The sequence below is a fragment of the Sorangium sp. So ce117 genome, assembly GCF_051524395.1.
Classification (GTDB): Bacteria; Myxococcota_A; Polyangia; order Polyangiales; family Polyangiaceae; genus Sorangium; species Sorangium cellulosum_B.
Window position 1 is genome coordinate 1,895,673 of the sequence record NZ_CP150309.1, and the last position, 25,363, is coordinate 1,921,035.

20 protein-coding genes and 1 pseudogene are annotated in these 25,363 nt (G+C 71.1%); 10 read left to right on the forward strand and 11 right to left on the reverse strand.

Annotated elements, in window-relative coordinates; genetic code table 11:
* Positions 1–152 precede the first annotated feature (152 nt).
* The 3 genes from WMF46_RS07135 to WMF46_RS07145 form a co-directional block, all read right to left on the reverse strand.
* Positions 153–869, reverse strand: coding sequence for a hypothetical protein (locus WMF46_RS07135; protein WP_437984917.1), 717 nt, complete (start codon positions 867–869; stop codon positions 153–155).
* A 28-nt stretch (positions 870–897) separates the two neighbouring features.
* On the reverse strand, positions 898–1,980 hold the full coding sequence (locus tag WMF46_RS07140; RefSeq protein ID WP_437984918.1) for a nucleotidyltransferase domain-containing protein: 1,083 nt from the start codon (positions 1,978–1,980) through the stop codon (positions 898–900).
* Positions 1,981–2,059: 79 nt separating this feature from the next.
* Positions 2,060–2,956, reverse strand: a complete 897-nt coding sequence (locus WMF46_RS07145) for a hypothetical protein (protein WP_437550460.1) — start codon at positions 2,954–2,956, stop codon at positions 2,060–2,062.
* A gap of 280 nt (positions 2,957–3,236) precedes the next feature.
* Between WMF46_RS07145 and WMF46_RS07150 the strand changes: the two genes are divergently transcribed.
* Together WMF46_RS07150 and WMF46_RS07155 are read left to right on the forward strand one after the other, a co-directional pair.
* Positions 3,237–4,316, forward strand: coding sequence for a glycosyltransferase family 4 protein (locus WMF46_RS07150; protein WP_437984919.1), 1,080 nt, complete (start codon positions 3,237–3,239; stop codon positions 4,314–4,316).
* Positions 4,317–4,330: 14 nt separating this feature from the next.
* Positions 4,331–5,524, forward strand: coding sequence for a glycosyltransferase family 4 protein (locus WMF46_RS07155; protein WP_437984920.1), 1,194 nt, complete (start codon positions 4,331–4,333; stop codon positions 5,522–5,524).
* Between the two features lie 135 nt (positions 5,525–5,659).
* On the opposite strand, the gene WMF46_RS07160 is transcribed toward WMF46_RS07155, so the two are convergent.
* Both WMF46_RS07160 and WMF46_RS07165 read right to left on the reverse strand, forming a co-directional pair.
* Positions 5,660–7,144: an IS4 family transposase gene (locus tag WMF46_RS07160; protein WP_437984921.1), complete on the reverse strand. Its 1,485-nt coding sequence runs from the start codon at positions 7,142–7,144 to the stop codon at positions 5,660–5,662.
* 158 nt (positions 7,145–7,302) lie between these two features.
* On the reverse strand, positions 7,303–8,436 hold the full coding sequence (locus WMF46_RS07165) for a hypothetical protein (protein WP_437984922.1): 1,134 nt from the start codon (positions 8,434–8,436) through the stop codon (positions 7,303–7,305).
* A 606-nt stretch (positions 8,437–9,042) separates the two neighbouring features.
* On the opposite strand from WMF46_RS07165, the gene WMF46_RS07170 reads away from it, so the two are divergent.
* Both WMF46_RS07170 and glgX read left to right on the forward strand, forming a co-directional pair.
* A complete protein-coding gene (locus WMF46_RS07170) occupies positions 9,043–9,294 on the forward strand; it encodes a hypothetical protein (protein ID WP_437984923.1) in 252 nt (83 codons plus the stop codon).
* Positions 9,295–9,375: 81 nt separating this feature from the next.
* Positions 9,376–11,511 carry a glycogen debranching protein GlgX gene (gene glgX, locus WMF46_RS07175; RefSeq protein WP_437984924.1) on the forward strand — a complete coding sequence of 712 codons (2,136 nt, stop codon included), beginning with the start codon at positions 9,376–9,378 and terminating at the stop codon, positions 11,509–11,511.
* Positions 11,512–11,520: 9 nt separating this feature from the next.
* On the opposite strand, the gene WMF46_RS07180 is transcribed toward glgX, so the two are convergent.
* The 4 genes from WMF46_RS07180 to WMF46_RS07195 all read right to left on the reverse strand — a co-directional run bounded on the left by WMF46_RS07180 (position 11,521) and on the right by WMF46_RS07195 (position 16,903).
* A complete protein-coding gene (locus WMF46_RS07180) occupies positions 11,521–12,840 on the reverse strand; it encodes a GNAT family N-acetyltransferase (protein ID WP_437984925.1) in 1,320 nt (439 codons plus the stop codon).
* A gap of 5 nt (positions 12,841–12,845) precedes the next feature.
* A complete protein-coding gene (locus WMF46_RS07185; protein WP_437984926.1) occupies positions 12,846–13,733 on the reverse strand; it encodes a serine/threonine-protein kinase in 888 nt (295 codons plus the stop codon).
* A 73-nt stretch (positions 13,734–13,806) separates the two neighbouring features.
* Positions 13,807–15,591, reverse strand: a complete 1,785-nt coding sequence (locus tag WMF46_RS07190) for a Rieske 2Fe-2S domain-containing protein (RefSeq protein WP_437984927.1) — start codon at positions 15,589–15,591, stop codon at positions 13,807–13,809.
* A 145-nt stretch (positions 15,592–15,736) separates the two neighbouring features.
* The gene (locus tag WMF46_RS07195) at positions 15,737–16,903 is read right to left on the reverse strand and encodes an RtcB family protein (RefSeq protein ID WP_437984928.1); all 1,167 of its coding nucleotides are present in this window, start codon (positions 16,901–16,903) and stop codon (positions 15,737–15,739) included.
* A gap of 194 nt (positions 16,904–17,097) precedes the next feature.
* Here WMF46_RS07195 and WMF46_RS07200 point away from each other — a divergent pair, with 194 nt between their 5' ends.
* Together WMF46_RS07200 and WMF46_RS07205 are read left to right on the forward strand one after the other, a co-directional pair.
* Positions 17,098–19,038: a D-glucuronyl C5-epimerase family protein gene (locus WMF46_RS07200; protein WP_437984929.1), complete on the forward strand. Its 1,941-nt coding sequence runs from the start codon at positions 17,098–17,100 to the stop codon at positions 19,036–19,038.
* Positions 19,039–19,070: 32 nt separating this feature from the next.
* Positions 19,071–19,460, forward strand: a complete 390-nt coding sequence (locus tag WMF46_RS07205) for a tautomerase family protein (RefSeq protein ID WP_437984930.1) — start codon at positions 19,071–19,073, stop codon at positions 19,458–19,460.
* A gap of 69 nt (positions 19,461–19,529) precedes the next feature.
* On the opposite strand, the gene WMF46_RS07210 is transcribed toward WMF46_RS07205, so the two are convergent.
* Positions 19,530–20,366, reverse strand: coding sequence for a cyclase family protein (locus WMF46_RS07210; RefSeq protein WP_437984931.1), 837 nt, complete (start codon positions 20,364–20,366; stop codon positions 19,530–19,532).
* Between the two features lie 187 nt (positions 20,367–20,553).
* Between WMF46_RS07210 and WMF46_RS07215 the strand changes: the two are divergent.
* Positions 20,554–21,069, forward strand: a pseudogene (locus tag WMF46_RS07215) (hypothetical protein); the annotation flags it as partial.
* Between the two features lie 153 nt (positions 21,070–21,222).
* Here WMF46_RS07215 and WMF46_RS07220 read toward each other — a convergent pair.
* Complete coding sequence (locus tag WMF46_RS07220; RefSeq protein WP_437984932.1) at positions 21,223–21,924, reverse strand: TetR/AcrR family transcriptional regulator C-terminal domain-containing protein; 702 nt, start codon at positions 21,922–21,924, stop codon at positions 21,223–21,225.
* A 129-nt stretch (positions 21,925–22,053) separates the two neighbouring features.
* Here WMF46_RS07220 and WMF46_RS07225 point away from each other — a divergent pair, with 129 nt between their 5' ends.
* The 3 genes from WMF46_RS07225 (at position 22,054) to WMF46_RS07235 (ending at position 25,316) form a co-directional block, all read left to right on the forward strand.
* The gene (locus WMF46_RS07225; protein WP_437984933.1) at positions 22,054–23,535 is read left to right on the forward strand and encodes an FAD-dependent monooxygenase; all 1,482 of its coding nucleotides are present in this window, start codon (positions 22,054–22,056) and stop codon (positions 23,533–23,535) included.
* Positions 23,536–23,817: 282 nt separating this feature from the next.
* Positions 23,818–24,360: a hypothetical protein gene (locus tag WMF46_RS07230; RefSeq protein WP_437984934.1), complete on the forward strand. Its 543-nt coding sequence runs from the start codon at positions 23,818–23,820 to the stop codon at positions 24,358–24,360.
* Complete coding sequence (locus WMF46_RS07235; RefSeq protein WP_437984935.1) at positions 24,357–25,316, forward strand: phosphotransferase; 960 nt, start codon at positions 24,357–24,359, stop codon at positions 25,314–25,316. Before WMF46_RS07230 ends, WMF46_RS07235 begins: the two co-directional genes overlap by 4 nt.
* The last annotated feature ends 47 nt before the right edge of the window (positions 25,317–25,363 follow it).

Sequence of the window (25,363 nt, forward strand, 5' to 3'; positions counted from 1 at the left end):
CCCAGGTCGCGCCGGGAACGAGCGGAAGCGTAGCGCCTCGAGCGCGCGCGGCCCGTCCGCCGGGCAATCCGGAGCTCCCGGAGCCGCCGGGGAGGCGGACGAACGCGGGCGCTGCAGGCGCGGCTCCCGTCGAGGCTGCGCCGCGCGCAGCCTCAGGCGCGCGTGTTTTCCAGGCCGTTCGGGATCGACAGCGCCGTCCGCGCGATGGCCATCTGCCGCTCGATCTCCGCGGGCGACGCCGGGGCCTCCAGGATCAGCGCCGCGTCATCAGGCACCTGGGCCGCGATCCGCTGGAACGCGTGCGCCGCGCTCTGGCTCAGGCCGCCGTGGCGGCTCCCCGCGTTCACCTCGCTCACGTGGAGCTGCCTTAGCCGTGCCCTGTGCTCCCGTACGAGGAAATGGGCCTCGGTCATCGTGCGATCGACCTGGTGCGCATGGCCGATATCGAAGCAGAACGACGCGTCCGGCAGCGCGTCGAAGAAGGGCCCGAGCTCCTCCACGGTGCGGCCTGTCCGCTTTCGCTTATCCATGTTCTCGATCGCGAGGAAGCCGCCGAGCTGCCGGAAGGCGCCGAGATCATGGAGGGTGTCGGGGTGGAGGACGATCAACCATCCAAGCGCGGCCACCTCCGCCATGGCGTCGGCGACGGCGCGCTCCTCCGCCGCGTCGAAGCGGCTCGGAGCGTGGAACGAGACGTGGTCGTACCGCGACAGGTCGAGCGAGCCGAGGAGCCGGAGCAGCGGCTTGAGCTCCGAGATCCGCAGCGCGGAGAGCTCCACGGCGGTCGCCGAGCTCCCTTCGAGCATCGAGAGCGCTCGCTCGACGTCGCTGAGGGCGAGCGCCCCTGTCGAGTAGCCCACGGGTCGCATCAGAACACCCCATAGGTCTGGAGGAGCATCAGAACACCCCATAGGTCTGGAGGAGCTTGCGGAGCTCGTCGTCTTCCTTGAAGAAGAGCCGGTCGAGCCCGCCCTGGAACTCACGCGCGATGTCCCGCACCCGCTTGAAGGTCGGGTCGCTGCCCAGCTGATCGTCCAGCGGCAGCTGCTTCAGCCGGCCGCGCTCCTCTTCGTTCGAGAGGAGCGCGAGGAACGCGTCGTAGCTGTCGAACAGCGTGCGCGCCGTCTCCGCGGAGATCGAGGGCCGGAGCAGCACCTCGGCCAGGCTCTCCAGGGGCGTCACCCGGATGCGCTCTCGCAGGAAGCGCACGAGCGCGGGCGTCGAGAGCCGCTCGCCGTCGTCGGTCAACGTCGTCCGATCCTTGCAGAACAGCTCGAAGCCGAAGCAGGTGAGGAGCCCGCTCACGAAGATGAGCTTCCGCGACATCCTGAGCTTCGCGTTGCGGAGCGCCCAGCCCGAGCTGCGCTCCCGCTGCTTGTAGACGAAATCGACGGCGACCGTGCGCCAGTACCGGACGATGTCGTTCAGGAGGAACATCGGGAGGATCTCGCGCTTGCTGCCGTAGCGCAGCCCGCGGTCGTCCTCGACGTACCGCGAGAGCACGAGCCTGAGCACCCGCTCGTGGGCGTCCGGCTGGCCGATCGCGAGCGACTCCAGGAGCAGCAGGATGCGCTGGGTCGTGTTCTTGTTCGTGTCCTCCTGCCCGCCGATCTGGTGGAGGATCGGGTGGCTGAAGGCCACGTTGCCGAACACGCCCGTCGGGCCCGGCTCATGGAACTTCGCTTCCTTCAGGATCCTCGTGATGGCCTGGACCTGGCTGAAATGCCCCTCGTCGGCCTGACCGTCGATGAGCAGCGTCCAGTCGAGATCGCTGCCGGTCGTGTACTCGCCCCGCGCCAGCGAGCCGAAGACCACGACGCTCGTGTCGCAGGGGATCTGCTCGCGGAGCAGCGCCGCGAGCCGCGCCCGGGTCTCCGTCGAGAGCCGCGCGGCCGCCTCGATGCTCGGCCACGATCGCCCCGCCTTGTCGCCGATCCGCTGGATGGCGCTCCGCGGCGCCGCGCCTTCATCTCTCGTCATCGATCGCACCCTCGATCGCGGGAGTCGTTCATCGAGCCCACCGCAGCGCATGGCAGCGCGCCGCGTCGCGCCGCGCGCCTCACGCCCCGCCGTCGCCGGAGAGCGCGAGCCCGAACCACCGGTTCACGAGGTCATGGTGCTCGTCGAGGCGATCGCGGTAGCGGGGGGTGCCCTCGAGCGCGGCTCGCTCGAAATCGATCCAGTACAGGGCGCCCGTCTTCTCGCCGATGAGCACGTTGCCGAGCTTGACGTCGAGCGGCGCGACGCCGCGCGCGTTCATCGCCCGGACGATCTCCTCGATCCGGCCGCGGTAGGCCGCGCCGCCGCCGCTCGCGAAGGCCTCGATCTCCCGCCGGTCGCGGTCTGGATCGAACAGCTGCCCGAGCGGCGCGAGGTCGATGTCGAGCACCTTCTCCCCGCGCTCGGCGACCTGATGTTGCAGCGTCCGTCCGCGCACGTAGTCGAGGTAAAGGGTGCGCGTGGCGAGGCTGAGATCGCGAATCCTCGGGACGCTGGGGAGGTCGCGCAGGCGGAAGAGCGCGGCTGCTTCGTTGTAGAAGAAGAGACCGAGCAGGGCGAAGAGGTGCGCCTGGAGCGGCGCGTTCTGCGGCTGTCCGACGAAGCGCTTGCGGACGCAGACGTAGCCGCCGCGCAGCACGATGTGCAGCCGGTAGCGCAGGCGCGGCATCTTCTGGCTCCGCCGGTTGAAGAAGGCGACGTCGGCAGGGTGGACCGCGAAGGCGAAGCCGTCCTGATCGAGCTCCGCGAGCACCCTGTCCCCCGGGCCAAGCTCGGCGACCGATGGGATGTCGCTCGGGGTCACGGCGTCGGGCACGGGGAGCGGGTTCTCTGCGAGCCGGCGCGCGAGGAGCGCTTTGACCGTCTCGAGCCGCACGGCGAGCAGCCTCGTCGCGGCGTCCATGCCGGGCACGCGGCGCATGCCTTCGTCAAGGGCGCGCCGAAGCTCAGGGTTCATGCCCGTCTAGTAGCCGCTTCCGCTCGGCAAATCAAAAGGTGAGGTGACGGCGAGGCGAGGTGGTACGCTGATCCAGCGACCTTGGGCGCGTGCGTTGGCGCGCGTCGGCGAGCGCCAACGCGCGTGGACGAACGTCGACGAACGTCGACGAACGTCGACGAACGTGGACGTGCGCCAGACGCCACGGCCGCCCGCGTTTCGGGTGGGCGTTTGGCAGCGCGGGTGATGCTGGGTGCGGTTTGCGCTTCAACAGGGGACCCGATTCGGGTAGCAAGCCTTCATGGGGAATTCGTCGCTGCGGATCGTCCATGTCGTGAGCAGCCTCAACGGCGGAGGTATGGAGCATTTCGTGCTGCGCCTCGCCGAGGCGCAGCGGCGCCACGGCCACGACGCCTCCATCGTCGCGCTGCGCGGCGGGCCGCTCGCGGAGCTGGCGCGGCAGCGGGCGCTGCCGACCACGGTGCTGGGTGGGCGCCTCCCCACGCGGCTCGCGCACGCGGCCCTCTCCTTCGCGCGCTCCCGCCCGCACGTCGTCCACGCGCACAACCCCACTGCGCTCCATTACGCCACGATCGGCAAGCTCCTTACGCGCGCGCGGCTCGTCTTCACCGATCATGCCCAGACGCGCGGGATCATCCGCGTTCCGTCGCGCTTCGAGTGGCGTGAAACGGACGCTGTCGTCGGCTGCTCGCAGGACACGGCCGACAAGAGCGGCGCGGTCGGCGTGGCCAGCAACATCTCTGTCATCCACAACGGGATCGACATCACCCCGGCCAAGCGGACGCGCGACGAGGTGCGCGCCGAGCTCGGCTTCGGCCCGGACGTGTTCCTTGGCATCATGCCCGCCGCGTTCCACCCGGTGAAGGCGCACGACGTGCTGCTGCGGGCGCTCGCGCGGCTCCGGGAGCGGGGCGTCGCGGTCGCGGTGCTCGTCGTCGGCGACGGCGACGAGCGCGATCGCATCCATGGGCTCGCGAGGGAGCTCGGGGTCCACGGCGCCGAGGCGCGCTTCCTCGGCTTCCGCAAGGACGTGCCCGATCTGCTCGTCGCCGCCGATTTCTTCACGCTGCCCTCGCGCGACGAGGGGCTGCCGCTCGCCGTCCTCGAGGCCATGGCGCGCAGCCTGCCTGTCGTGGTGACGCCGGTCGGCGGGGTCCCGGAAGTGGTGCGGCACGAGGAGCACGGCCTGATCGTCCCGGTGGACGGGCACGACGCGCTCGCGGACGCGATCGAGCGGCTCGCGAGCGATCCGGCGCTGAGGCGGCGGCTCGGCGAGGCGGGGCACGCGCGGGTGCGCGACGACTTCTCGTTCGAGAAGATGACGCGCAAATACGAGCAACTCTATTTCCGCCTCACGTGACAGGCGAGCGCGCGATGAAGATACTCGTCTTCACCCATCATTACCCTTCCACGCGGCTGCCGACGATGGCGCCGTACAGCTATCACACGTACAGGGCGCTCGCGCGCCGCTGCGAGCTCCGGCTCGTGGCCCCGATCCCCTGGTGGACGCGCGCGCGCGGGGCGTCGGGGGAGCTCTTCGGCGGCACGCGCGAGGCGCACACCGGCATCGACGCGCTGTTCCCCACGTACTGGTCGGTCCCGGGGCTGCCGAGCCTGCACGCGCGGGCGCTCCGCGCGTCGCTCGGGCGCACGATGGCGGGGCTGCGGCGCGAGTTTCCGTACGACGCGATCCTGGCCGCGTGGGCCTATCCCGATACCGTCGCCGCGGAGGCGTTCGCGCGGGAGGCGGGGGTGCCGGTCGTCACGACGGTGCTCGGCAGCGACATCAACGAGCAGCCGAGGAACGCCGCGCTGCGGGCGCAGATCGCGCCGGCGCTCCAGCGCTGTGCCCGGGTGGTCGCGGTGAGCGGGGCGCTCGGGGAGCGCCTGGTGGAGCTCGGGGTGCCGCGGGAGCGCGTCGTGGTGCAGCTCAACGCGGTCGACGGCGCGCGGTTCGCGATCCGGGATCGGGCCGAGCCGCGGCGACGCTTCGGCGTCCCGGCGGACGCGAAGGTGGTGCTGTACGCCGGTTATCACGTGCCCGAGAAGGGCGTGGACGTCCTCGTGGAGGCGATGGCGCACCTCGACCGGGCGGGCCGTCGCGACATTCACCTGATGATGGTGGGCGGTGGCGAGCTGCTCGAGCCGCTGCGCGCGAAGGTGAGCGCGCTCGGCCTGGGCGATCGCGTGCGGCTGTTCGGCTGGGCGCTGCCGGTGGAGATCCCGGACTACATGGCCGCGTGCGACGTGTTCTGCCTGCCGAGCCGCCGCGAGGGCTGCCCGAACGTCGTCCTGGAGGCGCTCGCCTCGGGCCGCCCCGTCGTCGGAACCCGGGTCGGCGGAGTGCCGGAGCTGGTCCGCGAAGGGAACGGGGGCAATGGCCTCCTCGTCCCCCCCGGCGATCCCGGGGCGCTCGGGTCCGCGCTGGCGCGAGCGCTGGATACGGAGTGGGAGCCGGAGGCGCTGCGGGGGAGCGTGGGGGCGCTGTCATGGGACGTCGTGGGGGAGCGCTATCACGCGCTCCTGAAAGAGGTCCTCGGCGAGCAGCGCGGTCGCAGGCCGGGCTGAGGCGAGCTGTCCGGCTCGCGCGACGGATACGCCAACGTAAACGTGAACGTTTACGTGGTCGTGGTCGTGGTCGTTCACGGCCTATCGTTGACGACCACGACCACGTAAACGTCCACGATCACGTCTGAGGATTGATCACATTTCCCCCTTAGTTTTCGCTGTGTTGGCGAGGGCGGCGTTCCAGCCCGTCTCCAGCATGAGCAAGGTTTGCATTCCGCGCGCAAGCGTCAGCCAGCCGGGGGGGCCGTTGCGCTTGAGATGTCCACCAAGACCGGCAACGGCGTAGAGCGCATCGACTACCGTCGCCCCCTGAGCCGGCAGCTTCTTGGGCTGGTGCTGGTGCAGCAGCTTCAGCTGCGTGGGGTTCAGGGCTCGTTCCGCGGGCGCGTTGGGCTCAAGGCGTGACAGAGAGCGCAGCAGCAGCATCTGCCACGCGATCGGGGCGAACAGCGCCATCGCGTTCGTCAGGCTCCGGAAGCTCTCGAGCTGGCGCGTCTCGAGGGCGCAGCCGGTCTTGAGCGCCTTGAAGAACTCCTCGATGAGCCACCGTGCCCGGTAATGGTCGACGATCGCTGCGATCTGGTCGGGCGTGTCGACGGGCTCGTTGGTCGCCAGCACCCACGCGACCGGCTCTTCGCCCGCTGGCGTGTCGATCTCCTGCACCAACACGACGTTGACCGCGAGCTCTTCGGCCAGCTCGGGCAGGTAGTACGGACGGCGCAGCGCCACGCGCCGAGCGCCGACGCCCAGCGTGGCGCTCCGCTCCGAGCGCGCGGGGTGCGCGCGCTTGCTCGCAGGTACCGGTCCGGCGCGGCGTTGGGTGAGCACAACCTCGCGACTGAGCCGGATCGGCAGCTCGACCAGCGCCTCGCTCAGCCGCAGCGGAGCGCTGTCGTCGAGCGATTCCTCTTCGTCCTCGGCCAGCTCCGACACGTTCCGATCGCGCGCCATGCGCACGACGAAGCGGTGGCCCTGCTCGACCATGGCGCACAGAAGCGGGTAGGCGTCGGCCTCGCGGTCCATGACGTGCAGCAGCGACGTGCGGTCGCCCACGGCCTGCTCGGCCGCCTCTACCTGCCGCAGCCAGCGCGTCGACTCCTTGTCGGTCACGCGCGCATAGTCGCTGCCCGTCCTGTTCTTCTTGCGTGGGCTCTTGGAGAGGGCGGAGGCTTTGCGGGCCCAGCAGGCAAGGCCCAGCAATCCGAGCGGCTGGTTGATCGCGTCGGTGGCCACGGCGAGCGTCGCGTGCGCCAAAAAGCCCTGCGTGTCCTTGCCGTTGAGCGGACCGAGCCCTTTGCGTGCTCCGTCGCCGTCGAAGGCGACCGCGGTGGTGTCATGCACCGCGCGAACCGTGTCGTGACCGGCCATGCGCTCGAGGGTCTGCTCGCTGTGGGCTTGCACCAGCGCACCATACGACACGCGCTTGTTGCCAAGGAGCCGGTAGAAGCCCTCCAGCTCTGCCTCTGTCTTCAGCGAGTCCGGGAAGCTCTCGCCCGGCGCGACGCTCAGCCGTGCCACCACAGCCCGGACCCGCTGATGCAGGCGCGCATCGCCCAGCTGCACCGTCTCGAACTCGCGAACGATCGAAGGCGTCGTTTCCGGCACATCGGGATTTCCCATAACATTTCAGACGCTTGGCGCGTCCGAAACGGATCAAAAAATGTGCGGGATCCTCAGACGATCACGTAAACGTTCGGAGGTAGGAGAACGCGGCGCGAAGATTGGTTAGCGGCTACGCGCCGAGGGTCTGCGGTGTTGTCGGAGGGGGAGTGGTTGCGTCAGCTCGCGCAGGGCGGCGCCTTCAGGCGGTGATCCCTGTAGTCACCGGGATTGCCTGTCTTTCCCTCGAGCGCGGCGATCGCGATATTGTACATCTCCCGCGCGGTCACGTAGTGGAGCACCCACTCCTTGCCATCGTTGTAACGGGTGGTGAGCTCCCGGTGCAGCTCGTGGCCCCCGGCGCCGAGCAGCGACGCCGCCTGGTCCTCGGGGGCGCCGTGCGTGTAGACCTTCACGAACACCCATTCGGGCCTCCCCTCGATATGGATGTTCTGATCCACCCACGTCTTCACCCGGTCCGGCGTCGGCGGATCGACCGCCTGGAGTGCGCCGTACTCCATCCGCATCCGCACCCGGCTTCCCCGGCGCGTCAGCGCGAGCGCGAGCGGGCCCTCGATCATCAGGATCCGGTCCTCCAGCACCTCGCCGACCTTGGCTCGCGCGCCCACGGCGTGGGCGCTCCGGCGCGCCAGGTTGCCCGTCGGCCAGTAGATCTGGTTCACGATGGAGTGCTGCGACTCGTCGGGGGCCGACGGAAACGTGTAGTCGGCATAGCAGCCCGTCTCGAAGAGGAGCGGGAGCTCCGCGTCGACTCCGCAGTTCCGCGAGTCCCGCCCGGAGTTCGCCAGACACCAGTTGCCGTGGATGAACCCGTAACGCATGCGCCCGTCCGGGTCGCGCGAGAAATGCCCGTGCTTCCCCAGGATGTCCAGGTACCTGAGGATGTCCGCGCGCAGGTTCTCCTCCGTGTCATTGTGGTGGTGCAGGTGCAGCTCCACCTCGCCGAAGCCGCGGCGCGTGAGGTCCGCCAGCGCGTCGAGCCACCCGGGTGTGTACTGCTCCCCCGGAAAGAAGAAGCTGTGACGCGGATGGTGGCCGTCCGCGTCGCGGTACGCGCCGGCCATCTCGGGATACCCCTTCGACCACGCCCTCACCCGCGCGTCGCCGACCTCCGGTGTGGCGTTCTCCCACCCTGGCTCCCAGTGATCGCAGACCGCGAAGAGCAGGTGCCGCGGGCCGAGCGGACGCGGAGCACGGGCGTTCTCGATCCTCTGCCGGGCGTAGCCGCCGAGCCAGTTGTGAAGGTTCTTGTTCTTGAGATACTGGATCTTCGCCTGGAGTGTTCCGATCATGAGCTCTCTCGACCGCGACGCGTTGGACCGGCGGCCGCCGCGGCGGAACGGATACTAACCTGGCCCCCCCGGGCGTAGCCATAGCCGCCTCGGGGCCGCGCAGCGATCAAGATCACCTCGCGGTCTCACGCGACGCCGCGCGGAGCACGGCCCACCTGCCTCCCGAACGGCGCGCGCGACGGGGCGTGCGTCGTGATCGTGCTCGCCACGTTCGTCCCCCCTCGCGAGGCGCGCGCGACGCCGTCCCCGGCCCTGCACGCGGCCCGCGCCGCCCCACGGCAAGGGGTACGCAAAGGCCATGGAAGCTCGAGCACACCCCAGCAGAGCCCGAACGGCCGTCCCGAACAGCCACCGTGCAGCGAACCCGTACGGCATGCATCGTGTCTTCAATTTTTGCGTCTGGCTGTTCGGTGTGCCGCCCTGCTTTGCCGAGCGACGGTCGCCGTGGGGGGACAAATCGCCCCACCTGTGGCGGTTTGTGCCGCCCAGTCTGTCGGCGGAGCACCTACCGTTGTGTCTGCGGTGAGCATCCCTACGGGAAGCGCGCTGGCACGACGCCTGCTCTGCGGGGAGCGGACCGTAGCCATCACCGACAAGGAGCCAGGCATGATGTCAACCGCGATGACGCTGAGCGAAGAGATGGTCTCCCTTTCTCGGAGGGCCTCCGTCGAGTCACCAGCTTCGATGGCCGAAGCGTGCGAGCTAGCCCGGCGGCTCGTGGACATGATCGAGCGCCTCAGGATGTGCACTCCGGAGGGCGATCAGGCCCAGGCGCTCCGCATCGCGGAGGGGATGGCACGGAGCGTCGCGGATGTCGTCACCGACGCCATGGGCAGCCGGCGCGCTCACGTCGCCTAGCCGCGCGAGCACGCTGGCCGGGGCGACGAGGCCCGAAGGGGGCGCCACGCCCCGGCCGTGGATCGGCAAATCGAGACCAGCATGAGCTACAAGCGCAAAGGAATGCGCCCCGGGGATCCGTACCCGCTCGGCGCGACATGGGACGGCGCTGGAACGCAGTTCGCCCTTTTCTCGGAGAACGCCGAGGCGGTGGACCTGTGCCTCGTCGACGACGAGGGGAACGAGCAACGCCTGCCGGTCCGTCACCGCACCTCCCTCGTCTGGCACGTCTACGTGCCGGAGGTCGGGCCGGGGCAGAAATACGCGTATCGCGTGCACGGCCCGTGGGCGCCGGAGCGGGGGTTGCGCTTCAACCCGCGGGTGCGCCTGCTCGATCCGTACGCGAAGGCGCTCGCCTCGCGGGTAAAGTGGGACGCGGGCGCGTTCGCCCACCGGAGCGGTGAGCCCGACGGCGACCTCGCCATGGCCGAGGGGGAGGCGCTCGGCGCCCCGCTCGGCGTCGTCATCGACCCGTCCTTCGACTGGGGCGGAGACCGGCGCCCGTACGTGCCGTTCCACCGCAGCGTCATCTACGAGGCGCACGTCCGCGGCATGACGATGCAGCACCCGGAGATCCCGGAGGAGCTCCGCGGGACCTACCTTGGCATCGCCCACCCGGCCATGATCGGATACCTGCGGTATCTCGGCATCACGGCCATCGAGCTCCTGCCCGTGCACGCCTTCGTGCACGAGAAATTCCTGCTCGACAAGGGGCTCCGGAACTACTGGGGATACCACTCGATAGGCTTCTTCGCGCCGGACGTCGGGTACCGCGCCGGCGCCGAGGTGGCGTCGGAGGTGCGGCAGTTCAAGGAGATGGTGAAGGCGCTCCACGCCGCCGGCATCGAGGTCATCCTCGATGTCGTCTACAACCACACGGCGGAGGGCAACCACCTGGGCCCGACGCTGAGCCTGCGCGGCATCGACAACCCGACCTACTACCGCCTCGTCCCTGGCAACGAGCGCTATTATTTCGACTACACGGGCACGGGGAACACCCTCAACGTGCGTCACCCGCAGACGCTCCAGCTGATCATGGACTCCTTGCGGTACTGGGTCCTCGAGATGCACGTGGACGGGTTCCGCTTCGACCTCGCGGCGGCGCTGGCGCGCGGCCTCCACGACGTCGACCAGCTCTCGAGCTTCTTCACGATCATCCACCAGGACCCGGTGCTCAGCCAGGTGAAGCTCATCGCCGAGCCCTGGGACGTGGGCCCCGGCGGCTACCAGGTGGGCAATTTCCCGGTGCGCTGGGCGGAGTGGAACGGTCGTTATCGGGACACGCTGCGCGACTTCTGGCGGGGCTCGGGCGGCATCGCCTCGGATCTCGGGTTCCGGCTCACGGGGAGCAGCGATCTCTACGAGAACAGCGGGCGAAAGCCGTACACGAGCATCAACTTCGTCACGGCCCACGACGGCTTCACCCTGGCGGATCTCGTCTCGTACAACGAAAAGCACAACGAGGCGAACGGGGAGGGGGGCTGCGACGGCGCCGACGACAACCGCTCGTGGAACTGCGGCGCCGAGGGGCCGACCGACGACCCCGAGATCCTGAAGCTGCGGGCACGGCAAACGCGGAACATCATGGCGTCGCTCCTGTTCTCGCAGGGGACTCCGATGCTCCTCCACGGGGACGAGCGGGGGCGCACGCAGGAGGGGAACAACAACGGTTACTGCCAGGACAGCCCGCTCACGTGGCAGCCGTGGGGCTGGGACGAGGCGTCGCGGGCGATGCTGGAGTTCACGCGCAAATGCCTCCGCATACGGCACGAGCACCCGGCGCTCAGGCGCTCGATCTTCTTCAAGGGGCGCCCGATCCGCGGCGGCAAGACCTACGATATCCAGTGGGTTCGCCCGGACGGGGAGCTCATGACCGACGAGGACTGGTCGAACCCGTTCACGCAGTGCCTCGGCGTGTTCCTGTCGGGGGAGGGGCTCGACGACGTGGACGAGGAGGGCGATCGGCTGATCGACGACGACTTCGTCCTGCTGCTCAACGCGTCGCCGTGCGACCTGAGCTTCCTCCTCCCCTTCTCCGATGATCCCAGGCCGTGGCAGCTCCTCGTGGACACCCAGGACGACGCCGCCGTCGAGACGCGGAAAGGCGGCGAAGAGACGGCGCTGACGTCGCGCTCGCTCAAGCTCTTCCTCCGGCTCCGGAGCCGGCGCGGCGCCTGAGCGGGGCGCTCAGAAGGCGTTGAAGGCGCCGAGGAAGAGCGGGGGGCCGGCGAAGGCGGCGTCGAGGAGGGCGGCCGCCTTGGCGCTGCCCACCACGAAGCCCTGGCTCAGGAGATCGCGCGCCGAGGAGGCGCCGAAATAGATCTGCGTGAGCCGCTCGATGGAGAGCGAGAGGCGATCGCCCGCGGTGCTGCCGGGGGCCGTCTGGACGCCGCGCGCCGCGAAGGTGACGTCGAAGGCGCGCGGCGCGTCCGTGAACACCGGGTCCTCGACGTCGACGCCGATGGCGCCGCGGACGCCGTGCTTCCGCGGCGACGGGTGAAGCGCGAGCGCGGCGGCGACGTCGACGATGCGCCCCATCGCGCCCGCCGCCGTCAGGCCGAGGACGCTGCGGCGCTGCGCCGTGTGCGCGGGCGGGCACAGGCCGGGGTGCCGGGCCGCCGTCTCGTACACGATCGGCTCGTCGCGGATGCCGGGCTCGTCGAGCAGCGGCGCGCCCTGGCCGCGCGGGAGCGCCAGCTCCACGACCTCGTACTGATCGCCGAGCGCGCCGAGGAAGCCGATGAGCCCGCGGTAAGCGCCCGGCGTCGGCGCGTGGACCTCGCGGACGAGAAGCTGCTGGGCGCCGTAGGCGCCGCCCTCCGGGACGTCGAAGAACAGGTAGCCGGCGATCGCCTTCGAGCCCGGATCCACGTAGACGGCGCCGCTCGGAGAGCGCTTGAAGACGCGCACGTCCCACCAGTAGTCGCTCCGCTTCAGCTGCCCCGTCGTCTCGGCCCGCGCGACGTCGTAGGCCTGCTTGATGAGCGGCTCGTCCCGCGGGCGGGAGAAGGCCCGCACGTGGCGGCGCAGCACCGAGTCCGGGAGCCGATCGGGGGAGGTGCGCACGACGTCCCGGAGCTCGCAGACGCCGAAGCCGAAGCGCCGGTAGAACGAGAGCCGGAAAGGGTGGAGCAGCGTGAGCGCCTCGCCCCGGCGGCGCATGCGGCGGAGGCTCTCGCGGACGAGCCGATCCGCGATGCCCCGGCGGCGGAACTCCGGGAGCACCGCCACGGACGAGAGGCCCTGGAACGGCACGTCCGCGCCCGCGAAGCTCATCGTCAGGTCGAGCGAGGCGACGTACCCGACGAGCTGGCCGTCGGTCTCCGCGACGATCACGTTGTCGAGGGCGAGGTGCGCGTGCTCGGTGAAATACCGCAGCCACGCCTCTGGATCACCCGCCTGGAACGCGCGGTAGGCGACCGTCGCGAGGGTGCCCTCCTCGCCCTTGCGGGCGCTGCGAAACACGAGCTCATGGTTGGAACGGCTCGGGGTGCGGGTGCGCGCCATGCCGGTCAATCTACCCTGGGAAGCGCGCTCCCTGGGCCCGGCGGTCCGGCGGCGGCCCGGCGAAGCGCTTCGGACATCTCCTCGGCCGATCCGAAGCGGCCGGACGGCTCACGGGCAAGCGCCCTGACGAACCACGCGTCGAGGGCGGGCGTGATCTCGGCGCAACGCTGGCTCGGAGGCGAGAAGGTGCCGAGCCGGATGGCGCCGAGGAGGGCCTCGATCCCCTTCTGCTCGAACGGCGGCGCGCCGGTGAGCGCGTGGTACGCCATGATGCCCACGGACCAGAGATCCGAGCGGCCGTCGACCAGCTTCGGGTTGAAGAACTGCTCCGGGCTCATATAAACGAGGCTGCCGACCACCGCGCCCGTGTTCGTCAGCGTGGTCCCGTCCGGGTCGACATCCCCCCTGGCCACCCCGAAATCGAGCAGCTTGACGCAGGTGCCTCCGCCGGTGTCGGCGAGGAAGACGTGCTCTGGCGTGATGTCCCGGTGAATGACGCCGAGCTTGTGCGCCGCGGTGAGCCCCGTGCAGAGCTGCGAGACGAGCGCGAGCGTCTCCTCCAGGGGGAGGCGCCCGGCGCGCGCCAGCCGGTCGGACAGCTCCTCGCCCCGCAGCAGCTCCATCACGATGTACGAGAGGCCGTTGGCGGCGACGCCGTGCTCGTACACCTCGGCCACGTGAGGGCTCTTGATCCTCGCCATGAGCGCGCCTTCGCGGTGGAACCGGGCGACCGCGGTCGCGTCGGTCGCGAGCGACGCAGAGATGAACTTGACGGCGACCTCCTTGCCGAGCCCGAGGTGATGCGCCGTCCAGATGCTGCCGACGCCTCCCATCCGGAGGAGGGTGTCGAGCGTCAGGTGCGGCGCTACGTGGGATCCAGGCTCAAGCCGCATAGACAGTCAGTATGAATGATGCTCGCACCAGTGCACGTCTCTCTGGTCTCTGTCCACCGGGCGGGCGGCCGGCTCAATACAGCCCATCGGGTGGTCGCCCGTCGGACATGAACTTCTTGGCCACAGCCGCGATCCGGCGCGCGGAGAGCTCCCGCCGGACGGGGACGACGTGGGTGAGCAGCGCCGCGAGGTACGCGCCGTCGGGCTGAGGATCGGACGACTCGAGCCGCTCCAGCGCCTCGAGCGTCTTCACGGCGTGCGCCGTGAAGATGGGCCTCACCGCGGCGTCGAACGCGGCGAAGGGGGCGAGCTCGGCGAACGCGCGCCGGCGACCCGCGGCGTCGAGCTCCCGCGCGATCTCGAGCGCCGCGCCGACGTCGCGCGCCTCCACCGCCTGGAGCAGCCCGCCGCCTCGCGCGCGGGTAGTAGTAGCCGTAGCGGACGCGTGCGGCGCGGCGGCGTCCGCCTTGCGGAGCTTGCCGACGAAGCCGGCCGCGAGCACCGCGAGCTGCGCGGCCTCGCGCGGGAGGGCCTCGCGCCCGAGCGCCGCCGCCGCCTCCGCGAAGGTGACGGCGTGGGTGACGTCGAGCACCCCGACCTCGGCGTCGAGGCGCGCTTCCCAGGCCGAGTCGAAGCGCGTGAGGCGGACGGCGGCGGCGTGGCCGATCGCGCCGAGCAGCGCGAGCGGCCCGGCGCCGCGCGCGAGCCAGCGCACGGTCGCCTCGACGGCCGGCTGCTCTCCCGCGAGCACCTCGGCCTCGAAGGCGGCGCGCTCCGCGCCCTCGAGCGGCGCGGCGTCCGGGCGCGTGGCCTCTGCGGCGCCGTCGGGGCCGGGCAGGGGCAGATCGGCGAGGCGCGCGAGCGCGGCGCGCGTGGCGGTGAAGGGGGGCAGGCTGGTGTCGGCGGTCGCCCAGGCGAGCTGCACCGTGGAGGCGGCGAGGACCTCGTCGGCGGCGGACGAGAACCGCTCGGCCAGCTCGAGCGCCTTCGAGAGGAAGATGGCGCCGTGCCCGTAGTCGTACAGGTGCTGCGCGACGAAGGGCATGAGCGCGCGGCGCGCGCCGGCCGTGCCGCGGATCTCGACGAGCTCGCGCATCCGCGCCTCGGCCTCGTCGCGGCGCTCCGCCGCGAGCGCCTCGCTCACCTTCGCCGGCTCGTCGAGCTCGAAGTCGGCGATGCGCGCGAGGGGCGAGCGGGCCCCCACCCTGCCGGGGCCCTTGCCGCGGGGGCCCAGCCGGGCCGACGCCTCGCCGATCGCGTGGGCGGCGACCACGAACGCCTCCTCGGCCGGGATCCTGCCGCGCTCGACCCAGGCGCAGAGGTCCGCGAGCAGGGCGAGGCCGTGGTCGAAGCCGTACTCGGCGCGCTCCGCCCCGTCCCTGGCGAGCACCTCGAACGCGAGGTGCAGGCTGCCCAGGCCGGTCTCGCCCCGGTGGAGCCCGAGCGCGCCCAGCCGGAGGCCCTCGCGCAGCGCGCGCGCCGGCTCGTCGCGCAGGATCGCCTCGCGCAGGCCGGCGACGAGGCGCCGCACCTCGGCCGCGGTGTCGACGGCCCGGTTGAGCTGCACGCGCCCGCCGTCGATGCGGGTGGCGTAGCGCCGCACGGGCTCGCCGCCGAACATGCAGGCGCCCGAGGCGAGCTCGAACTTCCAGTTGTGCCACGCGCAGGTCAGCACGCCGTCGCGCAGCGCGCCCTGCGACAGCGGGTAGCCCTGGTGCGGGCAGCGATCGTCGAGCGCGTGGACCTCGCCGCCACGGAGGACGCAGGCGAAGCGCCGCCCCGTGTCGTCCTTGCGCAGCACGGGCGCCTCCGCCGGAAATTCGGAGAGGGGGCCCAGATCGATCCAGTCCGACTTCATGGCTTCTCCGCGCCGCGGCGCGCGCCGCGGTGGGTACGCGGCGCGCGTCGTGAGAGCGACGCGCATCGTAGCCGAGGGCGGGGCGGGGAGGGGCCACGAACGGGGCCGCCGCGAGAAGTTCCCTGTCCGGACCCGCGCCGGCCGCTCACCCCTTCACGCAGAGGACCTGCCGCAGCTCGGCGACGACCTCCACGAGATCGCGCTGGTCTTCCATGACGCGCTCGATCGGCTTGTAGGCGGAGGGGATCTCGTCGAGGACGCCGCCATCCTTGCGGCACTCGACCCCGGCCGTCTGCGCGGCCAGGTCGTTGACCGTGAAGCGCCGCTTCGCCTCGCCGCGGCTCATCTTGCGCCCCGCGCCATGCGAGGCGCTCTCGAACGCCTCGGGGTTGCCGAGGCCGCGCACGATGTACGAGCGCGTGCCCATCGAGCCGGGGATGATGCCAAGCTCGCCCTTGCCCGCTCGGATCGCGCCCTTGCGCGTGACCAGCACGTCTTCACCGAAATGACACTCTTCTGCGACGTAGTTGTGATGGCAAGTGATGGCTTCCTGGATCGCGAGCTCGGGGAAGTGCCGGCGGAGCACGCCCTCGGCGAGGTGGAACATGGCCTCGCGGTTCGTCCGCGCGTACCGCTGCGCCCAGAAGAGGTCGTGCCGGTAAGCCTTCATCTCCGGGGTGCCGGCGAGGAACACCGCGAGATCGCGATCGGGCAGGTCGCGGTTGTGGGCGAGCTTCTTCGCCGTGGCGATGTGGATCTCGGCGAGCTCCTTGCCGATGTTGCGAGAGCCGGAGTGGAGCATCAGCCACACGCCGCCGTCCGTGTCGAGGCAGAGCTCGATGAAGTGGTTGCCGCCCCCCAGCGTGCCGAGCTGACAGCGCGCCCGCGTGAACAGCCCCTGGACCTTCGGGCTCAGGCTCGCGAACTCGTCCCAGAGCGCGAGGCGCTCGAACCCCGCCGGCGGGGCGTCGTGGGAGGCGAACCCGACGGGGATCGCCCGCTCGAGGTCGCTGCGGATCCGCCGGAGGTCGTCGGGCAGATCGGCCGCGGTGAGGTTCGTGCGGAGCGCGCCCATCCCGCAGCCGATGTCGACGCCGACGGCGGCCGGCGCGACAGCGTCCCGCATCGCGATGACCGAGCCGACGGTCGCGCCCTTGCCGAAGTGGACGTCGGGCATGGCGGCGACGTGGTGGAACACCCAGGGCAGGGCGCTGATGTTCCGCAGCTGCTCCAGCGCGATCTCCTCGACCTCGTCCGGCCGGGTCCACAGCTTGATGTCCACGTTCTTGCCCTTGATCTGCGCGGGTCCCATGCCGGCAGAATAGCGCGGGGCGCACGCCCGCGAACAGCGAGGGGCGCGCGCAAGCGAACAGCGAGGGGCGCGTGCGGGCGAATCGCGAGGGGCGCGTGCGGGCGAGCGCGAGGCGCGCGGTTACCCCGTTCGGCCTTGCGGGGCCTCTGGGTTCTTGATACGCGTCGAAATCGCTGCTTCCGGGGTCCTTGTTCATGCCGTCTGCTCGCGCGCTCTCCATCGCAACCCTGGCGGCCTTCGCCGCTCTGTCGTGTGGGGTCACGAGCGGTTGTGACGGCTGCAAGCCGAGCGAGGACCCTGCGGCCGGGAAGCCCGCCGCCGCGGCTTCCGCGACGGCCAGCGCGGCGGAAGGCGCGGAAGGTGCGGAACGTCGACCGCGCGCCCTGCCCGCCGGCGACGATCGCTTCGCGGCCCAGATCGCGGCGAACCTACCCCGGGTGCCCGATCCGGCGATCCAGGCCTCGGAGGGCGACGGCGCGGGCGCCGAGCTCGACAATGGCACCTTCCGCGATCGCGCCATCGCCTTCGTCCGCCAGGTGATAGCGGGCGGTGACAAGGTGACGTGTGATCTCGCCCTCTCGTCCAAACGCCCCTTCCGCGCTGTCGTGATGGGCTTTCAGGAGGGGAAGCAGATCGCCCGCGGGGAGGCGTCGGACGCGGGGCTCTGCGTCGCGCTGAAGGACGCTACGCGCAGGGCCGTGGCCGCGGCGGGCGGCGCGGCGGCGATGACGAGCGCGCTCGCGGGCGCGCGGCTGGTCGTGGAGCTTCCGGATCATCACGAGTCGATGGTGGAGAGCGTCGAGCGCCCGGGGAAGGGCGTCGAGCTCGTCGAGGGGCTCGTGCCGGTGCGCGTCCTCGACAAGCCCCTCCTCGCGCGGCGCATCGAGGAGGGCAAAGGCTATCTCTTGCGCGTCATCGAGCCGCGGCACAAGGGGGTTCACAAGTACTACCACGCCCCCGCGGACCGGTTCGAGCGCGAGCTGCACACGATCTACACCGCGTCCACGGCGCTGACGCTGCTGAAGCTGCACGCCTACGAGCCCGACGAGCGCCTGCTGCGGCAGGCGACGGAGGCCGCCGGCTTCATGATGGGCATGCAGAGCCGCGAGGCGCGCGATCGCACCGCCGGCGGCTTCTTCTATGCGTTCGACCTGGAGCGCGAGCGGCCCGAGCGCCGGCTGGTCGTCGGCACGGCGTCGAAGTCGATCTTCACGCTCCTCGAGCTCCACGGCGTCACGAAGGACAAGAGGTACCTCGAGTCCGCCGTGCTCGCGGCCGAGTGGCTGATCTCGATGCAGCGGCCGGACGGCAGCGTGCGCTCGGCCCTGACCGGGCAGGAGGGCGGGGCGTGGAAGGTCCAGGGAAAGGACTCGACGCTCTACACGGGGCAGGTCCTCTCCGCGCTGTCGCGCACCTACCGGGCCACGAACAACAAGAAGTACCTCGACGCCGCCGCCCGGACCGCGGACTACCTGCTCGCCAGGATCGCGGAGAAGGGGTGTTTCCTCGGCGACGATTACAGGAAGCCCAACCCGATCTCGAGCTCGTGGGCGGTCCAGTCGCTGCTCGACTTCGCGAAGGCCGGCGGCGGCCAGCGCGCCGAGCAGACCGTCTTCCGCTGCGCCGACGACCTCGTGAAGCGGCAGTGGCGCAGGCCCGAGGACGCCTACCGCTACGGCCGCTGGCAGCGGTCGCTGTCGAGCAGCGGGAGCGGCTGGCTCGCCGAGGTGATGTCGGAGGTGTACCACCATTGCCGGAAGAAGGGCACGGAGGGCTGCGATCGGTACAAGGACGCGGTGGTCGCCGCGATCCGGTTGCTCTTGCAGTACACCTACGGTCCGGAGAGCTCGTTCGTGGTGAAGAACCCGCAGGCGGCCGCGGGCGGGGTGTTCTGGAGCGTCAGCGATCGTTATGTGCGCACCGACTCGGTGTGCCACGCGATGAACGCGTACCTCAACATGATCGGCGAGCTCGGCGACGGCCCGCTGCTCACGCTGCCCGAGCGGCCCCTCGCCGAGCGGATGGCGCTCGCGGCGGAGGCGCCGGGCGCTGCGGACGCGGGGCTCCCCGAGGACGATGGCGAGGAGGCCGCCGCGGGGCAGCCCGGGCCGAAGGGCGAGGACGCGGACGACTGAAGCGAATCGACGTTGTTCCAGGAGAACTCCCCATGGCTCAGGTGAAGATCTACGGAATCAAGGAGAAGCTCAATCCGGTGAAGGAGGCGCTGTCCAGGGTGATCCACGCCTGCGTCATGGAGGCGCTGCAGATGCCGCAGGACAAGCGGGCGCATCGCTTCTTCCCGATGGAGCGCGAGGACATGCTGGCGCCGGGCGGGCGCACCGACGCCTATACGATCATCGAGATCTCGATGATCACCGGGCGCAGCGTGGAGACGAAGAAGAAGCTCGTGCGGCTCCTGTTCGACAAGATCCGGGACGAGGTCGGGATCGACCACCAGGACATCGAGATCTGTATCTCGGAGTCGCCCGCCCACGACTGGGGGTTTCGCGGGATGCACGGCGACGAGGTCAAGCTGAACTACAAGATCAACGTCTAGCGTCCGGGCGCTCGCGGGCTTGCTTCCCCGCGCGGCAGCGCGGGCCGGGCGCCGGCGCGGCTCCGGCGGTCAGCGCGGCAGCACGGCCACGATGCGCAGCGGCCCGCCGGAGCCGGCGCGAATCTTCATCGGGAGCGCGATGACGAGCGCGCCTCGCGGGGGCAGCGACTCGAGCGAGGCGACGTTCTCGAACGCCGGGATATCCGCCCCGAGCAGCGCCCGATGGGCCATGAAGTCCCTCGATGGGCCGTGGTCGATGCTCGCCGTGTCGATGCCCACCGCCCCCACGTTCCGCTCGATGAGCGCCCGCGCGGCGTCCTCGCCGATACCCGGAAAATGCAGCGCCTCGGCGTGGCCAGGCCGATCGTCGCCGAGGTAACGCTTCTTGTCAGGCCAGCGCGCGCCCCAGCCCGTCCGGATCATCACGATGGTGAGCGGCTCGATGGCGCCGTGCGCCCGCTCGAACGCCTCGATGTCCGCCAGGGTCACGAGGTAGTCGCTGTCCCTGGCCGCGGCGGCCGATACGTCCACCACCACCGCGGAGCCCACGAGGCGGGAGAGGGGCACGGCGTCTGCAGTCGATTTGCCCTCGGCGAAGTGGATGGGCGCGTCGAGGTGCGTGCCGCCATGCTCAGGCGCGCAGAGCGTGTACGCCGAGTAGAAGTAGCCGCCCTCGGTCTTGCCGTGGTGCACCGTACCGTGGGTGAAGCCTGTCGTCGCCGTGGGCCAGTAAATGGTCTTGTCGTCGAAGGGATAGGTCAGGTCGACGAGCCGCGCGCTGTCGGGCAGGCGGATGTCGCGCGCGCCCGCGCCTCCAGGGGTGTTGCCCCGCGCTCCCGCCTGCTCCGCCGCGCAGCCCGCCGAGAGCGCGGCGAGCACGAGGTTCGTCGTGATCAACGTTCGCATCGAGCCCCTCCTGGACGGCCATGCGACCGGCCGCCGGAGATGATTCTGCCACCGGCCTCGGGCCCGGGGCATCGATCCTGACATCGCGTGCGGGAGAGCAACGCGGGCAGGAGCGGAGGGAACGACGAGGACAGGAGCGCGGCGAGCGGCAGGCGGGGGAAGCGGCCTGTCCAGTTCCGCTTCCGACGCCCGGAACGCGACCCCGGGGGCGCTGAGGCAGATCGTCGCGGAGATCCATGCGGGGGCGGCCACCGCCGAGGAGCGGGCCGAGCTGTACACGGCGCTCCTGGTGATGGCGACCATCGATCCCTGGGGGCATAATCTGCTGAAGGAACTCGTCATGATGGTGGAGGACAAGGAAGAGGGGCTGCTCCGGCGAACGCCGATCATCGGGGAGATGATCATCGAGGCCGAGCGACGCGGGGAGAGACGCGGCGAGGAGCGCGGGGAGAGACGCGGTGAGGAGCGGGGGGAGCGACGCGGCGAGGAGCGCGGCGAGGAGCGAGGCAAGCAGCAGGCGATCGCGGAGCTGCTCGGTCGGCTCTTCGCCCGGCGGCTCGGGCGGCGACCGACGGCCGAAGAAGAGCGCTCGATCATCGAGCGAGCCCGCGCCATCGGTCCGGGCGAGGTCGAGGATGCCTTGCTCGATCTGGAGGCCGACGCGCTGGTGCGCTGGCTCGCGGAGCCGCTCCGCACGTCGTGAGCTCGGCGGGAGGATGGTTCTCCGCGCGCGTGGCCCGTGATCGCAGCGATTCGACCCAGGTAGGCGCAGCCGCCGCACAGCAGCGGCTGCGGCGCGGCCCAGGTCGGGAACGACCATCGGCCCGAGCGGCCCGGTCATCCGCGCGGGCGGCGGTCAGCCGCTCCGGCGGGGCGCCCGCTTCTTGGCTCCGGCGTGCGGGCTCCTGGACTCCCTCGGTCGCGGCGCCCCTTCGAGCTCCGCTTCAAGCCCCTTGAGGATCAACGCCAGTCCATACCGGAACCGCGCGTCCGTGTCGGTGCTCAGGAGGTGCGGGAGCGCCGCCGCGAGGTGCGGGTAAGCTCCTCGCTCCACCGCCTCGCGGAAGAGCGCTGGATCGGCCTTGCCAGGGTCCGCTCCCGGGCGGACCACCAGGGCCTGCTCCTCGAGGGTGCAGCCGATCACGTAGTACACGATCGACCAGCAGCCCCACGCCGCGGCACGCGGGGAGAGACCGGCGTCGCTCAGCGCGCCGAGCAGCACCTCCGAGACCCGCAGCGTGTTGTCCTGCGCGACGTAGGTCCCCGCGAACACCCGCGCCCCATCGCGGTGCGCCAGGAGCGCCCTGCGGAGCCGCTCGGCCATGTCCGCCGCGAGCTCCAGCCCCGAGAGCGCCGCCGGCACGCTGTCCGCGCAGCCCGCCAGCATGGCCTCCGCCATCGCGTCGAGCAGCTCCTCCTTGTTCTTGATGTGCCAGTAGAGCGTCGCCGCCTGGACATCCAGCTCCTGCCCGAGCCGGCGCATCGTCAGCGCGTCGAGCCCGACGTCGTTCAGGAGACGCAGCGCCGTCGCGACGACCTGCTCACGTCGTAGCCGCATCGCCGGCCCTCCCCTCGTCCGCGCCCGGAAATCGAAGCACGGCCTTGACTCTAACACCGTTCAATTTACTCTAACGTTGTTAGAGTTTGGGGTGTGGAGGTTTCGATGTTATTGAAAAATGATGTTGTGGTGGTTGGCGGTGGCCCGGTAGGGATGTTGCTGGCCTCGGAGCTCGCGCTCGCGAAGGTCCGGGTCCGTGTGCTGGAGCAGCGGCGGACGCGCACCGAGCAATCGCGCGCGCTCACGGTGCACCCGAGGACGCTGGAGATCCTCGATCAGCGCGGGATCGTGGATCGCTTCCAGCGCCGGGGCGTGCCGGTGCCGGCAGGGCATTTCGCGTGGCTCGACACGCCGCTCGATTTCTCGCGCCTCGACACGCGGCACCCGTACACGCTGTGGCTGGCCCAGGCCCAGACAGAGGCGCTCCTGGAGGAGCGGGCCCGCGAGCTGGGCGTCGAGATCCAGCGCGGTCGCTCGGTCGTCGAGGTCGCGGAGAGGGAAGGCGAGGTCGCGCTGCGGGTCGAAGGCCCCGCGGGGCAGGCCGAGGAGCGCGCGCGTTACGTGGTGGGGTGCGACGGGGCGAGGAGCGTCGTACGACGGTCGATCGGCGTCGGGTTTCCGGGCACGGAGACGACGGTGACGGCCATCCTGGGCGACGTGGAGCTCGACGAGCCTCCGGCCAGGCCGTTCAGGCACACGGGCTCGCGCGGCTCCGTGCTGGCGGCCCCGCTTCCGCCCGGCGATCACGAGGGCGTCTATCGCTTCGTCGTGTTCGATCCGCAACGGGCGCACGTGAGCACGTCCGAGCCGGTCACGCTCGAGGAGCTGCAGAGCGGCGTCGCGCGGATCGTCGGAAGGGACTTCCGGATGCGCAATCCACGGTGGCTGTCGCGCTTTGGCAATGCGACGCGGGTCGCCGAGCGGTACCGGCGCGGGCGGGTCCTCCTCGCGGGCGACGCGGCGCACATCCACTTTCCCGCCGGCGGCCAAGGGCTCAACGTCGGGCTGCAAGACGCGATGAACCTCGGCTGGAAGCTCGCGGCCGAGGTGAACGGCTGGGCGCCGCCCCACCTCCTGGACAGCTATCATGCCGAGCGTCACCCCGTGGGCGTGGCCCTGGGGCGCAACACGGAGATTCAGACCAAGCTCGGCGACTTCTCGGAAGCGGGAATGGCGCTCCGCCAGATGATGAGCGATCTGCTCGCCATGGATCCCGTCAATCAGCGGATCTCCGAGATGATCAGCGCGCTCGACGTCGCGTATCCGACCGGCGGGGCAGCGGAGGCGCACCCCTGGGTCGGCAGGCGAGCGCCCGATCGCGCGCTCGTGACGGACTCCGGCGCTTCGCGGCTGTACGAGCTGCTCCACGCGGCCCGGTTCGTCCTGCTCGACCTCGCCGGCGCGGTCGATCTCCGGGAGGCAGGCGCGGCGTGGGGCGATCGCGTCGACGTCGTCCGCGCGACGGCCGCCCCCGAGAGCGATCTCGCCGCCCTCGACGCGGTCCTGGTGAGGCCGGACGGGCACGTCGCGTGGGCGAGCGACGCTGCCCGACGTGCGACGCGCCTCGCCGATCTGAGGAGCGCGCTGGCGTCCTGGTGCGGGCCCGCGTGAGGCCGCGAGGGTGCACTCACACCTTCGGCTCGGAAGAGGTGGAGAAGGCGGAGCACCGGCGCCCGTTCGCGCGTTCTGCGCCCGCGCGCTCCCGGGTTCGGCCTGGCGCGGCCCGACGCGAAGCGCTAGCGTCTGGCCAGGGTGCGCAGGGGCGCCCTCCCCGCCGGAAAGAAGCCTTTCACCCTGCGACGCGACGACCGCGAGTCACCTCGCACCGTCATGACCACGTCGACATCCTCAGGCCGAGGGAGCGGGTAGCGGCCGATTCGAGAGGAGACGTCCATGATGGATCCCGTTCGCGAGCTGAAGACCCGCGCTGAGCTGCTGCACAAGCAGCTCGCGTCGAACGACGCCAGGGCGCTCTTGCGCCTGCGCGCGCTGCCCGAGCTCGGGCGCGCCGACGAGGCCGCGCTCGCCGCGGCCGCTGCTGGCATCCGCCGGAAGCACTGCCTCGCGGTTGTCGCGCGCGAGTGCGGCTTCTCCAGCTGGGAGCGCGCGCGCCTCGCCCTCGCGGGAGAGCCCGGCGCGCCCGAGCTAGGGACGCTGCTCTACGGCCGGGATGGCGGCGTGCTGCACCACTGGTTCGCGACCCACGAGGAGGCGCGCGCCCACGTCGAGGCGCTGCCGGAGGCGCCGCGCGGCTATCTCCTCGCGTACAAACACCACTTCTTCGTCGCCGATCGCGCGTTCGTCGCGTCGCTCGGGCTCGATCCCGACGACCCGGACTGGCAGGCGATCGGGTGGGACTGGGCACGGCCTGCCGATGTCGCCGCGCGGAGCCGCCTCTACGCAAAGCGGCTCGCCTCGATGCGGGGGTGGGCATGAGCGCCCCGGAGCTGCACCCGGACCTCACCGCCGCGCTCGAGGCAACGTTCCCGGGGCGCCCGGTCCAGGACGTGACCTCGCTCTCCGGCGGGTTCTCCGGCGCCGCGCTGATCGCGTTCGTCGTCGACGGCGCGCCGTACGTCGCGAAGCGCTTCGCGCCCGATCCGAGCGATCTGGAGCGCGCCGCGCGCGAGAGCGCGTGCATGCGCATCGCGTCCGAGCGCGGCGTCGCGCCGCGCCTGCACCACGCGGACGCGCGGACGGGCGTGACGATCATGGACCGCATCGCGGGGACGCCGCTCCGCCCGACGCGCGATCCGGCGCAGATCGAGCGGGTCGCCGCGGCGTTGCGGCGGCTCCACGACGGTCCGCCGTTCCCGCGCAGCCCGTCGCGCATGGACTTCCTGCGCTCCCTCGACGCGCAGTGCGCGGCGCTCGCAGGAGCGGGCCTGCCAGCCGAGCTCGTGCGCACGGTCGTCGAGCTCGAGCGTGTGAGCGCGCCGCACGCGCACGCCGCCGCGTGTCATCGCGACCTCAACCCGAACAACGTGCTCGTGACGGCCGAGCGCGTGTACTTCGTCGACTGGACCCACGCGGGCGCGGGAGATCCGTTCATCGATCTCGCGCAGCTCGGTGTCTTTGCGTGCCCGCGGCCCGAGCAGCGCGAGGCCCTGCTCGAGGCGTACCTGGGGAGGCCAGCGAACGACGGCGAGCGCGCGCGGGCGGGCCTTGCGCGCGCCGTCGCCCTCGCCTTCTACGCCGCGAGCTTCTTCTTCGTGGCAGCGCGCCTCGGCGGGCCGCCTCCTGAAGACGACGCGTCCCGCCCGCTCGCGGAGGTCCTCGCCGCGTTCGGGGCCGCGCCGGAGCGAACGCACCCCGGCGTCGTCGCCGCCGCCCTCCTGCGCGAGATGCGACAGGAAGCCCGGGCGCTCGACGTCCTGCGCGGCTCGGCGTGACGTCACGCTGAAGGCATGGGGCGCGGACCCCCGGCAAGGATCGCGGC

Coding starts and splice junctions, on each gene's coding strand:
- WMF46_RS07210 (WP_437984931.1), bottom strand. CDS start 20,366: ATGCGAACGTTGATCACGACGAACCTCGTGCTCGCCGCGCTCTCGGCG.
- glgX (WP_437984924.1), top strand. CDS start 9,376: ATGAGCTACAAGCGCAAAGGAATGCGCCCCGGGGATCCGTACCCGCTC.
- WMF46_RS07150 (WP_437984919.1), top strand. CDS start 3,237: ATGGGGAATTCGTCGCTGCGGATCGTCCATGTCGTGAGCAGCCTCAAC.
- WMF46_RS07145 (WP_437550460.1), bottom strand. CDS start 2,956: ATGAACCCTGAGCTTCGGCGCGCCCTTGACGAAGGCATGCGCCGCGTG.
- WMF46_RS07190 (WP_437984927.1), bottom strand. CDS start 15,591: ATGAAGTCGGACTGGATCGATCTGGGCCCCCTCTCCGAATTTCCGGCG.
- WMF46_RS07220 (WP_437984932.1), bottom strand. CDS start 21,924: ATGCGGCTACGACGTGAGCAGGTCGTCGCGACGGCGCTGCGTCTCCTG.
- WMF46_RS07140 (WP_437984918.1), bottom strand. CDS start 1,980: ATGACGAGAGATGAAGGCGCGGCGCCGCGGAGCGCCATCCAGCGGATC.
- WMF46_RS07170 (WP_437984923.1), top strand. CDS start 9,043: ATGATGTCAACCGCGATGACGCTGAGCGAAGAGATGGTCTCCCTTTCT.
- WMF46_RS07200 (WP_437984929.1), top strand. CDS start 17,098: ATGCCGTCTGCTCGCGCGCTCTCCATCGCAACCCTGGCGGCCTTCGCC.
- WMF46_RS07230 (WP_437984934.1), top strand. CDS start 23,818: ATGATGGATCCCGTTCGCGAGCTGAAGACCCGCGCTGAGCTGCTGCAC.
- WMF46_RS07160 (WP_437984921.1), bottom strand. CDS start 7,144: ATGGGAAATCCCGATGTGCCGGAAACGACGCCTTCGATCGTTCGCGAG.
- WMF46_RS07195 (WP_437984928.1), bottom strand. CDS start 16,903: ATGGGACCCGCGCAGATCAAGGGCAAGAACGTGGACATCAAGCTGTGG.
- WMF46_RS07205 (WP_437984930.1), top strand. CDS start 19,071: ATGGCTCAGGTGAAGATCTACGGAATCAAGGAGAAGCTCAATCCGGTG.
- WMF46_RS07165 (WP_437984922.1), bottom strand. CDS start 8,436: ATGATCGGAACACTCCAGGCGAAGATCCAGTATCTCAAGAACAAGAAC.
- WMF46_RS07135 (WP_437984917.1), bottom strand. CDS start 869: ATGCGACCCGTGGGCTACTCGACAGGGGCGCTCGCCCTCAGCGACGTC.
- WMF46_RS07235 (WP_437984935.1), top strand. CDS start 24,357: ATGAGCGCCCCGGAGCTGCACCCGGACCTCACCGCCGCGCTCGAGGCA.
- WMF46_RS07180 (WP_437984925.1), bottom strand. CDS start 12,840: ATGGCGCGCACCCGCACCCCGAGCCGTTCCAACCATGAGCTCGTGTTT.
- WMF46_RS07155 (WP_437984920.1), top strand. CDS start 4,331: ATGAAGATACTCGTCTTCACCCATCATTACCCTTCCACGCGGCTGCCG.
- WMF46_RS07185 (WP_437984926.1), bottom strand. CDS start 13,733: ATGCGGCTTGAGCCTGGATCCCACGTAGCGCCGCACCTGACGCTCGAC.